The 15,561-nt window shown below is 48.5% G+C and carries 12 protein-coding genes and 1 pseudogene; 5 read left to right on the forward strand and 8 right to left on the reverse strand.

Annotated elements, in window-relative coordinates; translation table 11 throughout:
• Positions 1 to 29: 29 nt before the first annotated feature.
• The 4 genes from silA to silC all read right to left on the reverse strand — a co-directional run bounded on the left by silA (position 30) and on the right by silC (position 6,360).
• Entirely contained in the window at positions 30 to 3,176 is a 3,147-nt protein-coding gene (gene silA / locus NBA72_RS13655; protein ID WP_000574021.1) for a Cu(+)/Ag(+) efflux RND transporter permease subunit SilA, read from the reverse strand.
• 10 nt (positions 3,177 to 3,186) lie between these two features.
• Positions 3,187 to 4,479 carry a Cu(+)/Ag(+) efflux RND transporter periplasmic adaptor subunit SilB gene (gene silB, locus NBA72_RS13660; RefSeq protein WP_001485328.1) on the reverse strand — a complete coding sequence of 431 codons (1,293 nt, stop codon included), beginning with the start codon at positions 4,477 to 4,479 and terminating at the stop codon, positions 3,187 to 3,189.
• Between the two features lie 113 nt (positions 4,480 to 4,592).
• Positions 4,593 to 4,946: a cation efflux system protein CusF gene (gene cusF / locus NBA72_RS13665; RefSeq protein WP_001246153.1), complete on the reverse strand. Its 354-nt coding sequence runs from the start codon at positions 4,944 to 4,946 to the stop codon at positions 4,593 to 4,595.
• A gap of 28 nt (positions 4,947 to 4,974) precedes the next feature.
• Positions 4,975 to 6,360 (reverse strand): Cu(+)/Ag(+) efflux RND transporter outer membrane channel SilC, encoded by a 1,386-nt coding sequence (gene silC, locus NBA72_RS13670; RefSeq protein WP_042949238.1) that lies wholly within the window; start codon positions 6,358 to 6,360, stop codon positions 4,975 to 4,977.
• 189 nt (positions 6,361 to 6,549) lie between these two features.
• On the opposite strand from silC, the gene silR reads away from it, so the two are divergent.
• The 4 genes from silR to copM all read left to right on the forward strand — a co-directional run bounded on the left by silR (position 6,550) and on the right by copM (position 9,878).
• The gene (gene silR / locus NBA72_RS13675; RefSeq protein WP_000697968.1) at positions 6,550 to 7,230 is read left to right on the forward strand and encodes a copper/silver response regulator transcription factor SilR; all 681 of its coding nucleotides are present in this window, start codon (positions 6,550 to 6,552) and stop codon (positions 7,228 to 7,230) included.
• Positions 7,223 to 8,698 carry a copper/silver sensor histidine kinase SilS gene (gene silS / locus NBA72_RS13680; RefSeq protein ID WP_042949241.1) on the forward strand — a complete coding sequence of 492 codons (1,476 nt, stop codon included), beginning with the start codon at positions 7,223 to 7,225 and terminating at the stop codon, positions 8,696 to 8,698. The genes silR and silS overlap by 8 nt, the downstream gene beginning before the upstream one ends.
• Before the next feature lie 249 nt (positions 8,699 to 8,947).
• The gene (silE, locus tag NBA72_RS13685) at positions 8,948 to 9,379 is read left to right on the forward strand and encodes a silver-binding protein SilE (protein ID WP_042949243.1); all 432 of its coding nucleotides are present in this window, start codon (positions 8,948 to 8,950) and stop codon (positions 9,377 to 9,379) included.
• Positions 9,380 to 9,527: 148 nt separating this feature from the next.
• Complete coding sequence (copM, locus tag NBA72_RS13690; protein ID WP_006785879.1) at positions 9,528 to 9,878, forward strand: CopM family metallochaperone; 351 nt, start codon at positions 9,528 to 9,530, stop codon at positions 9,876 to 9,878.
• A 166-nt stretch (positions 9,879 to 10,044) separates the two neighbouring features.
• Here the strand turns inward: copM and NBA72_RS13695 are convergent.
• Positions 10,045 to 10,728 (reverse strand): annotated as a pseudogene (locus NBA72_RS13695) (TOPRIM nucleotidyl transferase/hydrolase domain-containing protein); the annotation flags it as partial.
• 12 nt (positions 10,729 to 10,740) lie between these two features.
• A protein-coding gene (locus NBA72_RS13700) for an IS3 family transposase (RefSeq protein ID WP_087464944.1) occupies positions 10,741 to 11,888 on the reverse strand; the annotation gives its coding sequence in 2 pieces (ribosomal slippage) (positions 10,741 to 11,639 and positions 11,639 to 11,888; 1,149 coding nt in all).
• Positions 11,889 to 12,292: 404 nt separating this feature from the next.
• On the opposite strand from NBA72_RS13700, the gene NBA72_RS13705 reads away from it, so the two are divergent.
• The gene (locus tag NBA72_RS13705; RefSeq protein WP_020899211.1) at positions 12,293 to 12,910 is read left to right on the forward strand and encodes a recombinase family protein; all 618 of its coding nucleotides are present in this window, start codon (positions 12,293 to 12,295) and stop codon (positions 12,908 to 12,910) included.
• Between the two features lie 68 nt (positions 12,911 to 12,978).
• Here the strand turns inward: NBA72_RS13705 and NBA72_RS13710 are convergent, their stop codons facing one another.
• A complete protein-coding gene (locus NBA72_RS13710; protein WP_006786007.1) occupies positions 12,979 to 13,878 on the reverse strand; it encodes an integrase domain-containing protein in 900 nt (299 codons plus the stop codon).
• Between the two features lie 931 nt (positions 13,879 to 14,809).
• Positions 14,810 to 15,508, reverse strand: a complete 699-nt coding sequence (locus NBA72_RS13715) for a hypothetical protein (protein ID WP_020899212.1) — start codon at positions 15,506 to 15,508, stop codon at positions 14,810 to 14,812.
• Positions 15,509 to 15,561: the final 53 nt, after the last annotated feature.

The following is a 15,561-nucleotide window of genomic DNA, read 5'->3' on the forward strand; positions in this document are numbered from 1 at the left end:
GGACGCCCACTGGGGGCGCCCTTTCAGGGTTATGACACGCTTTTTTTATGTCTGCGCAGCCAGATTAATTTGTAGGCGGCAGGAATAATGAACAGGGACAGCAGCGGAGCCGTGATCATCCCACCAATCATTGGCGCAGCAATACGGCTCATGACTTCTGAACCTGCGCCGGTTCCCCAGAGTATTGGCAGCAGACCCGCAATGATCACCGCCACGGTCATGGCTTTCGGCCGGACACGCAGTACGGCACCATGATAGAGGGCTTCATCAAGACCTTCCGGTGTGAACGTCTCTTTACGGGACAATTCCGGGTGCGCTTCAATGGCATGACGCAGATACATCAGCATGACCACGCCAAACTCTGCTGCCACCCCGGCCAGGGCGATAAACCCGGTTCCGGTCGCCACTGACATATGGAAGCCCTGCCAGTACAGGAACCATATTCCGCCAACCAGGGCGAACGGCAGGCTCATCAGGATCAGCAGGGCTTCGTCAACCCGGCGGAATGCCAGATACAACAGGATGAAAATGATCATCACCGTCATCGGCACCATCAGCTTCAGTTTCTTGTTGGCATGCTCAAGCAGTTCAAACTGTCCGGAGAATGCCACACTGGTTCCCGGTCTCAGTTTCACTTTCTCGCTGATGGCCGTCTTAATGTCGTTAACCACCGACACCATGTCCCTGCCGCGGGCATCAACATAAATCCAGCTGGCTGGCCGGGCATTTTCGGTTTTCAGCATGGTTGGTCCAGAAACGACGTTAATATCCGCGACATCGCCCAGCGTGATCTGCTGCTTCATCGGGGTCAGGATCGGCATCTGTTTCAGCGCCTGCGGACTGTTCCGGTAATCCTGCGGGTAGCGAATGTTAATAGGGTACCGGGCCACCCCTTCAACCGTCTCACCCACCATAGCACCTCCGATTGCTGAAGAGACGAACAGCTGGACATCACCTACCGTCATCCCGTAGCGGGAGGCTTTCTCCCGGTTGATATCGATATCGATGTAGCGCCCGCCCTCAAGTCGCTCAGCCAGGACAGACACCACGCCAGGCACGGTTTTGGCTACCGCCTCGATACTCTGCGCCGTCGCGTCGATATCGGACAGAACAGTCCCGGACACTTTGATACCTATCGGGCTTTTGATCCCGGTTGAGAGCATATCAATACGGTTACGGATAGGCGGCACCCAGAGGTTTGCCAGACCCGGTAAACGGACTGTCCTGTCGAGTTCATCAATAATCTTGTCAATTGTCATGCCGGGACGCCACTGATCCTCAGGTTTGAGCTGGATCGTGGTTTCCACCATTTCGAGCGGCGCGGAATCCGTTGCGGTCTCTGCTTTACCGGTCTTGCCAAATACAGAAGCCACTTCAGGAACGCTTTTGATTAACTTGTCTGTTGTCTGCAGGAGCGCTGCAGCTTCTGCCGGAGAGACGCCAGGCAAGGTCGACGGCATATACAGCAGATCGCCCTCGTTAATCTTCGGCAGAAATTCACCGCCCACCTGACTCAGTGGCCAGATAACCGTGAAAATGGACAAGGCCGCAACCAGCAGGGTTGTTTTTGGCCAGTGGAGGACCCGCAGCAGCAAAGGATGATACGCTTTGATCAGCACCCGGTTCAGGGGGTTACTTGTCTCGGCAGGAATTTTCCCCCGGATCCAGAATCCCATCAGAATAGGAATGACGATGATGGCCAGTGCGGCCGCTCCCGCCATGGAGTACGTTTTCGTGAATGCCAGCGGGCCAAACAGACGACCTTCCTGCCCTTCCAGGGTAAAGATAGGAATAAAGGACAGGGTGATGATCAGCAGGCTAATGAACAACGCGGGTCCCACTTCCACGGAGGCGTCGGTAATCACCTTCCAGCGGGTGGCGTTGTCAATCTGCTCACCCGGATGCTGATGATCCCACTCCTCAAGCCGTTTGTGCGCATTTTCAATCATCACAATGGCGGCATCCACCATCGCACCGACGGCAATCGCTATCCCTCCCAGCGACATGATATTGGCGTTCAGTCCCTGGAAGTGCATGACGATAAAGGCGATACACAGGCCAAGCGGCAGAGAGATAATCGCCACCAGGGCAGAACGTACGTGCCACAGGAACAGAGCACAGACGATGGCCACCACGATAAACTCTTCCAGAAGTTTGGAACTGAGGTTATCAATCGCCCGGTCGATTAACTGGCTGCGATCGTAGGTGGTCACGATTTCAACGCCTTCCGGCAGGCTGGCCTTCAGCGTCTCCAGTTTATCCCTCACTGCCGTGATAACGTCGCGCGCATTTTTACCCGACCGCAGGATCACCACGCCGCCAGCGACTTCTCCCTGGCCGTTCAGCTCGGCAATACCACGCCTCATTTCGGGCCCGGTCTGCACGCGGGCAACATCCCGCAGATAAACCGGCACGCCGTTCTCACCTGTTTTCAGGACGATGTTATTAAAATCATCAATGCTCTGAAGATAACCGCTGGCACGGACCATATACTCCGCTTCGGCCATTTCAACGGATGAGCCACCGGCCTCCTGGTTAGACGATTCAAGTGCCTGTTTCACTTCGGGCAGGCTGATACCGTACTGGGACAGTTTTACCGGATTGACCTGAATCTGGTACTGTTTCACCACGCCGCCAACCGAAGCGACCTCAGCCACGTTCGGGATGGTTTTCAGCTCAAATTTCAGGAACCAGTCCTGCAGAGAGCGCAGTTCTGAAAGGTCGTGTTTTCCGTTGCGATCGACAAGGGCATATTCAAATATCCAGCCCACTCCCGTGGCGTCCGGGCCGATTTCAGAGCTCACACCCGCAGGCAGTTTGCCCTGAACCTGATTCAGGTATTCCAGCACGCGCGAACGGGCCCAGTACAGATCGGTGCCGTCTTCAAAAATGACATACACATACGAATCACCGAACTGTGAAAAGCCACGCACGGTTTTTGCGCCAGGTACGGACAGCATGGTGGTGGTAAGCGGATAGGTGACCTGGTTTTCTACAATCTGCGGGGCCTGTCCGGGATAGCTGGTTTTAATAATGACCTGCACATCTGACAGGTCAGGCAGCGCATCGACCGGCGTGTTAATTATCGTCCATGTGCCCCAGATGCTGAGAAACAGTGCGCCCATCATGACCAGGAAACGGTTGGCGACAGAGCGCCGGATAATCCATTCAATCATCGTCGTCTCCTCAGTGCCCTGAATGCATATTTACAGGCTGCTCAGACATTGCTGGCATACTGTTTTCTGTTTTTTCAGGGTGGCGCATACGTTCCAGCGCGCCCGTAATATTGGCTTCGGAGTCAATGAGGAACAGGCCACTGACCACCACGGTATCGCCTTCATTCAGGCCGGAGCCAATGCCGGACTGTTGCTGTGATTCATGCAGAACGTGGATCTGTTTCGGCACAAACTTGCCTTCATCATCAACAGTAATCACGCGCTGTTCTTTGCCGGTATCGATAACGGCCTGGCTTGGTATCAGCAGCATCTCCTGGCTCTTGGTATTCAGTTTCAGATAGGCATTCATGCCCGGCTTGAGAAACTCATCCTTATTAGAAACCTGGAGACGGACCTGAAGCGTACGGGTTGTCTGATCCACGCTGGGAAGAATGTTCCATTTTTCGACATGGAATGTTTTATCCGGATAAGCCGGTACCGAAATTTCAAACTGCGACGTATCTTTCAGCAGATATGCGATAGATTCTGGCACTGCAGCGCTGATCCAGACCGGGTCCATCCCCTGAATCTGAGCCACTACTTTATCTTTCGAAATATTCATTCCGGTGCGCAGGTCAAACGCAGTAATGACACCATCAATAGGTGCTTTAATGGTAAAACGGGTCTGGATTGTGCGGGTTGAACGCAGCCTTTGAATATCCTCTTCCGGCATACCAGCTAGACGAAGTCGCTCCAGAACCCCTTTTATCTGGGTTGACGTACCGCCTGTACCGGATAACAGCAGGAACTCACTTTGTGCCTCAACCCATTCAGGAATGGTGATATCGATAAGCGGAGTGCCTTTCTTCACATGATCGCCAATCGTCAGGGGATACACTTTTTCGACGAAACCGTCAGAGCGCGCCTGCACAATGACAAACTGATACTCGTTGTAACTGACATTAGCCGGGATTGTCTGAGAATAATTCAGCATTCCTCGCGTGACTTTTTGCGTTTTTAATCCCAGATTCTGAACCTGCGTTGGATCGATACGGATCCCGCCACTGCTTTTATCGCCGCTTTCATCAGCATATTTTGGCACCAGGTCCATATCCATAAAGGGAGATTTTCCGGGTTTATCAAATTTGGTATCCGGTTTCATCGGGTCATACCAGAAAAGTACCTTTCGCTCCGGTGCCTTTTGTTCGGTTTGTACTGTTTTTTGTGATGAGTTTACATACTGCCAGGCAGTAACCGATATCAGCCCTCCTGCTATGAGGCTGCTGATAATTATTGCAGCATATTTTATCTTTAAAGAAGCCATACAATTTCTCGCTGAAAAATCAAAACACCTGGCATATGCGCCCGATCATTCATTCACAGTAATCCCTTAATGAATGTTCAGGCGCACTGGATGTATTCGCTCCGGACTGATAATCAGGATTGCGTAACGTTAATGCTTTTGAGTAAGGAGATATTGCCCTGCTGAATAAACGAGAAATCGACATGGTTGCCGGTTTTCAGGGCATTGATAGCGTCGTCTGCATTAACAAAAGTGAAGCGCATGGTCATTGCAGGCCAGCCCACAGCAGGGATTGCTTCGTGCGAAATGGTAATCTTTTTACTATTCATATCAATGTCTTTAACGACACCGGTGCCCTTGATAACCTGCTGTACCGAAGCATCACTGGCAGCATTCATATCGCCATGCTGATGTGTTTCAGCATGAAGACCGGCAGAAAACATGACAGAGAAGGCACCAAATAAAACGGCTTTAAGTGAATTACGCATTTTTAATTTCCTGATTAATTAAATAAATTTACTCTACCCAACCGCCACCCAGCGCGGTAAACAGATTAATTTCGTTAACCTGTCGGGAATAGGTAAGATCGAGAATGGTTTGCTGCGTAGCGAAGAGGGAACGTTCTGCATCCAGCACTTCGATGTAACTGACAGCACCACTTGCATATAATCCTCTGGCACGCTGGAGAGTTATCTGAAGTGAATCAAGATAACGCTGCTGTGACTCAAGTTGCTGGCTAAGGCTGTCGCGCAGCGCAAGCGTGTCGGAAACATCCTTAAAGGCTGACTGAATTTTTTGTTCGTAATTAACCACCGATTGTTGCTGGCGAATTTCAGCCAGCTTCAGATTGGCTTTATTCCTGCCAGCATTAAAAATAGGAATTTCAATTTTAGGGATAAAATTCCACATTCCACTTCCTGACGTAAACAGGCTTGACAGCTCCGTACTGCTTGCGGAAAGACCACTGGTCAGGGTAATGGAGGGGAAAAAGGCCGCTCGCGCTGCGCCAATATTGGCATCAGCCGCTTTCAGCTGATATTCCGCTTCCATAATATCCGGTCGCTGCAGCAAAATTTGTGAAGATAGATTTGGTGGCAATTTTACTGGTGCGATCTCCCCGCCTTTCATCCCTTTTTCTGACGGAAGTGCGCGGTACGTTCCCAGCACCAGTTGCAGGGCATTGTTTGCCTGAGCCAGATCGCCTTCTCGTTTGGCTATTTCGGCGCGGGTACTTTCGATTTGTCCTCTCGCCTGTTCAAGTGCCAGAACGTTCGTACTCCCGGTCACGAGCTGTTGCTCAACGAAAGCATAGGACTGTTCATAATTTTTCAGCGTTTCCCGCGCAATACGGAGTTGTTCGTACGCCAGTTGCTGGCTGAAATAGCTCTGTGAAACGTTGGAGACCAGCAGGATGTGTACGGCCCGACGGGCTTCTTCGCTGGCAAAGTAGTTCTGGCGGTCAGCATCACTCATGTTCTTAAGTTTGCCGAAAAAATCGAGCTCATAGCTGAGCTCCAGTCTCGCGTCGTACTCCTGTGTGGTCGGCTTGTCACCTTTCAGACCACCGCTGTATGTTATCCCGGATGAGGCATTCAGCTGGGGGTAACGATCTGCATCCGTGACGTTGAACTGGACTCGGGCCTCTTCAACCTTCAGGGCAGCCATTCTCAAATCACGGTTATTAGTCAGAGCTTCACCGATCAACCGGGTAACCTGGGGATCGACAAAAAAGTTACGCCAGCCCGTATCCTGATAGCCATTTACCGCTGGCGTCAGGCTGTTATGGGACAGTGAAAACTGCTGGGGTACCGGTGCTGCGGGCCGCTGATATTCAGGCGCAAGCGACACGCAGCCTGCCAGGATGAATATCGTGCTAATGCTGAGTAATTTTAATTTGAACATAACGCTTCTCGTCCAGGCAGACCTGGTAAATGGTTCAAATGAAGTCCAGAGTATTGATAGGGGTACTTTACCTAACGCTCTCTGTTTGCCGAGTGACAGGATAATGACAATGTTGTCATTTTTGCTGTAATCCGTTGATAACGATCGTGGGCGCAATAGAATGACATTAGCAGCCAGCCGGGGAGCAAGATGAAAATATTGATCGTCGAAGACGAAATTAAAACAGGTGAATATCTCAGCAAAGGGCTTACAGAGGCAGGGTTCGTAGTGGATCACGCTGATAATGGTCTTACCGGATATCATCTCGCCATGACAGCCGAGTATGATTTAGTCATTCTGGATATCATGCTACCTGATGTGAACGGCTGGGATATCATCCGCATGCTGCGCACTGCCGGAAAGGGTATGCCGGTCTTACTGCTGACAGCCCTCGGCACGATCGAACATAGGGTCAAAGGACTGGAACTGGGTGCGGACGATTATCTGGTTAAACCCTTTGCGTTTGCCGAACTGCTCGCCCGGGTGAGAACCCTTCTGAGGCGGGGAAACACGATGATCACGGAAAGCCAGTTTAAGGTGGCTGACCTCTCGATTGATCTCGTATCCAGAAAAGTCAGTCGCGCCGGAAACCGCATTGTGCTCACCAGTAAAGAGTTCAGCCTGCTGGAATTCTTCATTCGCCATCAGGGAGAGGTTCTTCCCCGCTCCCTGATTGCCTCTCAGGTCTGGGACATGAATTTTGACAGCGACACTAATGCGATCGATGTCGCAGTAAAGCGACTCCGCGCTAAAATAGACAACGATTACGAGACAAAGCTGATCCAGACAGTCCGGGGCGTGGGCTACATGCTGGAGGTCCCGGATGCATAGCAAACCTTCCAGACGCCCTTTCTCACTCGCTCTGCGGCTGACCTTTTTTATCAGCCTGTCCACGATACTGGCTTTTATCGCCTTCACCTGGTTTATGCTGCATTCTGTTGAAAATCATTTTGCCGAGCAGGATGTCAGCGATCTTCAACAAATCAGCACCACACTGAACCGTATACTGCAGTCCCCGGTGGATCCGGATGATAAAAAAATAAGCAAAATAAAGGAATCAATTGCCAGCTACCGCAACGTTGCCCTTTTGCTCCTCAATCCCAGGGGTGAAGTGCTCTTTAGCTCAGCTCAGGGGGCGGCACTACGCCCGGCAGTGAATTCAGCAGATTTTAGCGAGCACAGCCGCGCACGGGATGTCTTTCTCTGGACGGTGGAGGATCCTGCGGGACCGATGGATACCGGGTCCGAAATGAAGATGGAAACATACAGGATTATCGCCTCCTCTGGTCAGGCGATATTTCAGGGCAAACAGCAGAACTATGTCATGCTGACTGGCCTATCCATTAATTTCCATCTCCATTACCTCGATGCGCTGAAAAAGAACCTGATTGCGATTGCCGTCGTGATAAGCCTGTTGATTGTTCTGATCATTCGAATCGCTGTCCGTCAGGGGCACCTGCCCCTTCGTAATGTCAGCAATGCCATTAAAAACATCACCTCCGAGAATCTTGATGCGCGACTGGAACCGACACGCGTTCCCATTGAGCTGGAGCAACTGGTTATCTCGTTCAATCATATGATTGGAAAGATTGAGGATGTCTTTACCCGCCAGGCCAATTTCTCTGCCGATATCGCGCATGAGATCAGAACGCCCATCACCAATCTGGTGACGCAGACTGAAATCGCACTGAGTCAGGATCGAACACAGAGGGAACTTGAGGATGTCCTCTATTCCAGTCTTGAAGAGTATAACCGGATGACCAAAATGGTCAGCGATATGCTGTTCCTGGCACAGGCAGATAATAATCAGCTGATACCTGACAGGGTCATGTTTGACCTCAGAGCGGAAGTCATGAAAGTCTTCGAGTTTTTCGAAGCCTGGGCCGAAGAACGCAATATCACGCTCAAATTTAACGGGATGCCCTGTCTGGTCGAGGGAGATCCACAAATGTTTAGAAGAGCGATCAATAATCTGTTATCCAATGCCCTGCGTTATACCCCTGAGGGACAGGCAATCACCGTCTCAATAAGAAAACAGGGGAGCTTTTTTGACCTTGTGATTGAAAATCCGGGGAAACCAATCCCTGAAGAGCATTTATCAAGGCTGTTTGACCGTTTTTATCGGGTGGATCCGTCCAGACAACGAAAAGGAGAAGGCAGCGGCATCGGTCTTGCGATTGTGAAGTCAATCGTGGAAGCACATCACGGAAGAGTGCATATGGAATCGGATATACGCTCGACACGTTTTATTTTATCCGTACCCAGACTGGAGAAAATGATTCCGGATCCCCAACACTGAGAATAAAGATTTAAATGACAAAGATGTCATTAGCCTGTCATGCAGCAAACAGAAGCCATTCGATATAATTAGTGCAACTTATCAGGAAGGCTGGATTGCTTCATCAATACCCGGCGTCAGAGTACGCCAGGAATGAATATCCAGCCATCTCCCGGAGAAATAAGAACTGCCGAACCTGTTTAAGTTATGAAACTGAAAACACCGGTTGTACTTCCCCGGACATCATTAATTGAGAAATGGAGAGTTATCATGAAAAATATCGTATTAGCATCTTTGCTGGGCTTTGGTTTAATTTCTTCGGCCTGGGCCACTGAAACCGTGAATATCCATGAGCGCGTCAACAATGCACAGGCCCCTGCTCACCAGATGCAGTCTGCTGCGGCTCCTGTCGGGATCCAGGGGACTGCTCCCCGTATGACCGGTATGGACCAGCATGAACAGGCCATTATTGCTCATGTAACCATGACGAACGGATCGGCAGATGCGCACCAGAAAATGGTGGAAAGTCATCAGAAGATGATGGGAAATAACACAGTATCCACGACCGTCCCTTCAACGTCTTACGCGGCGATGGATGAGCATGAAAGAGCAGCGGTTGCCCATGAATTCATGAATAACGGTCAGTCCGGCCCACATCAGGCCATGGCCGAAGCGCACCGCCGCATGATCAATGTAGGCTGAATGCGACTGTAGTATCCGTGCTTTTTACCCTTTCCTTGATAGATTATTCCTTAACCGGATATGTTGTGACATTTTTGCCCCCATCAGGGGGCTTTTTTATATGACTCAGCTACAATTAACCGGTACCTACCTGAAAAGGATTTATTAAATGAAAATCAAAAACACCCTTTTTGTTATATTAATGTTATCCCTGCCAGCAATTTCTGCCGAACATTCGGAAATGAAAATGTCAGATATGCACTCATCGGCATCGTCACAGGAATATATGGCTGGCATGAAAGACATGCATGAAAAAATGATGGCCGCCGTTAATGAGCCCGATCCCGATAAGGCCTTTGCAAAAGGTATGATCGCACACCATGAAGGAGCAATAGCAATGGCTGAGACCGAGCTTAAATACGGAAAAGATCCCGAAATGAGAAAGCTTGCGCAGGACATCATTAAAGCTCAGAAAGGTGAAATCGAGCAGATGAATAAATGGCTTGGCAGTCAAAAATAAAGATTGCAAAAACGCCATGATAAGCGTAATTTTAAATCACTCCCGGGCACGGGATCCTGTTAAACGTTAAATAATTAAAACCCGATTAATTTCGGGTTTTTTATATTCTATACTCCGGTCCTTTGCTGTGGACCGGAATATATGCAGCTGCGATTATTTTAACACATTATCTCGTCATGGAAATAATGTCGCTCAGGATCTCAATCAGTTCAATTCTTTCCTGCGTTCCGTCATGATAGGTTGATCTTGAGATTATTCTTTCCGCTGTCATCTGGGGCCAGAATTTATCAAGCACATTATCGGGTTTCATTCCCACAGCCCGGCCGATTATTTTTTTAGCGTCACAGGTGTCCGTAAACGTGACTGCTACACCGGTAATTTCTTCGATCAGATCCGGGCAGAGATAGTTCTCTATTTCACGTTTGCGCGTGGCGAAGAATACCTTACCGGCTTCCTCCACTTCTTTTTTACGTTTCTGAATGGACAGAACCTGTGCAGGGTCTCCCCCAATATCGGAGTCCAGAAATACGCACCAGGGAAGCCCCAGATCGTTGGCCAGATTTAAGGTAACCCAGTGTTTGACGCTCCCGCATCCTCCTATGAGGACTGGCACAATTTTCACGTCCTCAAGAGAGGCTGGCAGCACACCTGATTGTTTAAATGAACTGGCCGCATGCCTCAGGAAAGTGACATCCGACTTTCCTTCTACCAGAACAATGCCTTTAGCCCTTTCCATACCAGTCTCTGGCAACACCCCCAGGCTTTCAGTTGCTTCCTTCAGCACATCGTCATCCGGCATTTTTACAACGGGTTCACCTGTCTCATTTCTGGTGACATAACGTACTGAATCGCCACGGATAATCTAGACACTTCCGAGCCGTTGATAATACTGTTTTTCATATTCTGTCGGTGACATCTGTTCGCTAGAACCATGCCGACGCTTACTGTTATAAAACATTTCGATGTAATCAAAAATATCACTGCGGGCTTCTTCTCGCGTTCCGTAGATCTTTTTCTTTATCCGTTCACGTTTCAACAACTGGAAAAAACTTTCTGCAACCGCATTATCATGGCAGTTACCGCGACGGCTCATGCTACCCTCCAGGCCGTGTGATTTCAGGAACGACTGCCACTCATGGCTTGTGTACTGACTGCCCTGATCCGAATGAACCAGCACCTGTTTTTCGGGATTACGCCGCCATACAGCCATCAGCAGTGCGTTCAGGACAATGTCCTTTGTCATCCGGGATTGCATGGACCAGCCGATAATTTTGCGTGAGAACAGATCAACAACAACGGCAAGATACAGCCAGCCTTCGTGGGTCCTGATGTAGGTTATGTCCGTTACCCAACGCTCATCAGGAGCATCCGGATTGAACTGTCGCTGGAGCCTGTTGGGTGACACGATACTGGCCTCGCCTTTACGTGCCCGCGGGCTTCGGTATCCGACCTGAGCCTTTATTCCGACACGTTTCATCAGTCTCCAGACTCTGTTTACTCCGCACTGTTGCCCGCTGTCACGCAGATCCAGATGGATTTTGCGATAACCATAGACGCATCCCAATTCCAGCCAGAACTGTTTAATCTGTCCTGTCAGTCTCAGGTCTGCCTGATGGCGTTGTGAATGCGGCTGCTGAAGCCAGGCGTAAAAACCACTGGGATGAACATCCAGCACCCGACAGAGCAGGCGAACAGGCCAGCAACAGGAGTTGTCACGGATAAAGGCGTACCTCAGTCGGACAGCTTTGCGAAGTACGCCGCAGCTTTTTTTAATATGTCCCGTTCGTCGGTAACCCGTTTCAGCTCTTTCTGGAGACGGCGGATCTCGGCCTGAGCATCTGACTGTTCTTTATTAGTGGAAGAATCCGGACCGTACTTCTTTATCCAGGCATAAAGGCTGTGGGTGGTGATATCGAGACGTGTTGCAACGCTGGCAACAGAATAACCGCGATCAACAACCTGTTTGACTGCTTCAGTTTTAAACTCTTCGGGATAACGCTTACCGCTCATGGGCACCTCTCTTTAAGCCATCTTAAATGACTCTGAGGTGTCTGTTAAACCCATGGCGATTCAATATCCGTTTCCAGAGGTTAAACGGATTTACCACCCGAAGGTATCCTCTCTCAGGCTGCGAGGATTTTCCGGTCACCCGAAGGTGTTTCTCTCAGACCGGTGAAACGTTAGCTGCTAGTCACCCGAAGGCGCTCCTCTCAGACTGCCGGAGCATTAGCTGGTTGCATGTAGCAACAAGTAAGCCTGTCTATTTTCAGAGCAAATAGTGATTATGTCAACCTGGGTATCAAATGGGTATACCTATTAAATACTATCCAGTTTATTGGTAGAATATAAATAAGTTACCACTTAAATGATACCGATTGGAATGTGACTATTTTAATGTTACTTCCGGAGGAACTTTGTTTATATTTGGATATCTTCGTGCTTCAACTCAGGAACAGGATGCACTGCGTGCAAAATCGAGGCTCAAGGACTTTGCTCAACAACACAATCATCGCATTGCTGGCTGGTATGTTGAAAATGCTTCAGGCGCAGCATTGCACCGACCGGAACTGATGAGACTGCTTCAGGATACAGAGCCAGGGGATGCGATACTTATAGAACAAGTAGATCGGCTTTCACGCCTGGATGATAATGGCTGGGAATCTTTAAAAAAGATGATTAATGAGAAATCGCTTTCAATAATAAGCCTTGATTTGCCTACAAGTCACATTGCCCTGTCCACACCATCAGCTTATGACTTTACTCATAGTATGCTCCGGGCAGTGAATAATATGATGCTGGACATGTTAGCTGCTATCGCCCGTAAAGATTATGAAGATCGTCGCAGAAGGCAGATGGAAGGAATTACAGCCGCCAAGGAAAAAGGGAAATACAGGGGGAGGCTAGCAGATAAGGAAAAACATGAGTTAATTAGAACGCTTCGCAAGAAAAACGGAAAATCAATAAATGAAACGGCAAGGCTCGCCGGCGTTTCACGCATGACAGTTATTCGAGCATGTAAAGATACGGATTGAAATTTAGAAAAGCCACAGCCCTGAATGAGCTGTGGCGCTACGTCCTGAAAATTCAGTAAAGAAACAACTTATTCTGTTTCACCGCGAAAATAAACTTGTTTAATATAACGACCACGGCCATCTCCATGCCCCAAATCCATCGATACTAATGCTTCAGCTTCGTCGCGGCTCATTCCATTTTTAATATGATGATTTACAGCATCACGTGAATAAGCGTAACGCAAACTATGCGGGGCATTTTTACCATTCATCCCTGCCTCTCGTACAATATTTCGGTAACGATCTATTGCAGTATGCAGAGAAGGTTTATCAATCAGTTTTCCGTTATGTTCACTGACATAATGAATTGCCTTATCAAGAATTGATAAAACTTTTTCACGATTGAAAACTGTTGTTTCTCTCGGCCGCCCGCCTTTAGTCCCGAAAACAACACGGACACGCTCATTATTGTTAATCAATGACTGCTTCCATGTTTTTAACGACTTTGCGGACTGCACGGTTTCTTCTGTTCTCAATCCAAGGTATCTTGAAAGTTGTACCGCGAGCGCAACACCTTCATCTTTTTTAAGCGCAAAATTCACAACCGCATTAAGTTTTTCATCTGTAATAGGAAGTTTAGTGCCATCCCGGTTAGCACCAGAAATTCCCAGGGCCTGATTACTCAGGCTGGTATGATTGGGATCGGCCAGTTTATTTCTTCCTGCTGATAATAAAACAGAGCGGATAGCAGACATCTCATTCTGTAACGTCCTGAGAGACAAACTGTCTGCCTTCCTGCTCTCAATATATTTTTCAATATGGGAAGTTTTGATATGTTTTACGTCCCTAATCTGAATATTCAGTTCAGACAGACGTTCAGAAAAACGTTCTGCAATTCTTGAGCGGTCAGCCACAGTTTTATAACTTCCCCTTCCCTGACGAGCAAGTGTGACAAGTTGTTTGCACAGCTGTTTACTGAATCTGGACATTCCTATATCTCCACAGGGATACACGTCCCTCGGCTTGTAAATAAGCGGACGGATCTGTACCCCAGTAATTCATCCCCGACGACACGGTTGCTTTTGCGCTTCCTGCGTCTCAACTGGTATCTGTGCATCGGGGCGGCGAATTGTTGAGTTCTTGCGAGGCACCCCAGATCTCTGATCTGTTTGCTGCTTATGCAGAGCTGACTTACGTCAAGCTGCCTCCAACACTACTGTTCGTAGTGTCGCCATCGATACCGAGTCGATTTCCTCCTTACTGATAATTGAACGTTCAGACGGCCTTCCGTCGTGCTTACGTTGATGTAAAAGTGAGTTTAATACCGTACTAACACGGACTACATGTTGGTCAGATGGTAGTAAAACGTTGAAAACCACGTCGTACGTGGGTTGAGACGTTATGCGCTGCGCGCGTCACTTGGTAGTGTCTTCGCCACTTCACAAGTGACGCCGCGCAGCTTCGTGCTCCTAATGCAACTCCGTAAGCGGCCAAATGTGCCAAATGGCCTTATCCGTCGATGCAAAAGTCGTACGAAACTCAGGGCGTATCCCTGGCAAGAATCATAACGTAGTGAAAGATCAGAGCCTGATTCAGCTCCTTTAATGACAATTCAACATCAGGAAGATGTGAATCATTGAGGCGTTAGCCGGCCAGTTTTTGGTCGGTGACCTTATCCACATTAGTGGCCCCCGTTTTCAAAGGTTAAACGGGTTTACCGCCATAAGGCGTCCCTCTCAGGTATGTGGGACATTAGCTGGCAGTCACCCGAAGGCGCTTCTCTCAGACCGCTGAAGCATTAGCTGGTAACCGCCCGAAGGCACCCCTCTCAGGTTACAGGGGTTTTGGATGGTCGCCGTAGCGACTTCTAATGCACTGGTGATGTTAGCAACGCCTCAGATGATCGTCAACTTTCTTATATTATTCATTGTTAGGGTCTGCATATATCACCATTCCAACAGACATTAGATCCTCAACGTCATTAGCAAGAAAAGGTATAAAAGATTTGCTTTGAATTTTTTCTACTATACCTTGCCCAACGACTATAGGTACGTATTGATAGCCAGGAAAAATATCATTTGGCTTACCTACCAGCACACCTCCAGTATATTCATGGCAATCAGGAAATACATTTGAAAGAGTACTCAGATATGAAATATCAATCAAATGACCAGTATCTGTTGTATACCAGGCATGAAGATTTAGAGCAGGCGTCTCAGAAAAATCTTCGGGCTGAAATCCCTTGTTGGACCATTTTTCAAATTCATCATATGTGGGATTATAAAGCCATTTATCTCCCTTCCATAATTGACCGACTGTCGTCCAAATTTTACAGCCAAGTGCGGATTCAAAATATGGCTGAAGGAAATGACACCACTTGAGACATTGCCCTGCTGAAAAAGAGAAGCTATCCACTTCTGCTTCATGACACACTTTTGCCATCATATTATGATAATCCAATTCACCATCCTTCAAATCCGTTATTGAACCTTCATTAAAGCCCAGCCCTTTTGTAAATTTTAATGCATGCTCAAAGTTGGCTCTGTAATCCAGAGTTTCGTCACACTCTATAATTCGGCCTTTATATTTATTATGGAAATAGGACAAGAGATTAAACACACTTACTCCTTATAGATTTATGAGTGCGGATATAGCAATATCCACACCCTTAA

It is taken from the genome of Salmonella sp. NW1250, assembly GCF_051812965.1.
Taxonomy (GTDB): domain Bacteria; phylum Pseudomonadota; class Gammaproteobacteria; order Enterobacterales; family Enterobacteriaceae; genus Salmonella; species Salmonella enterica.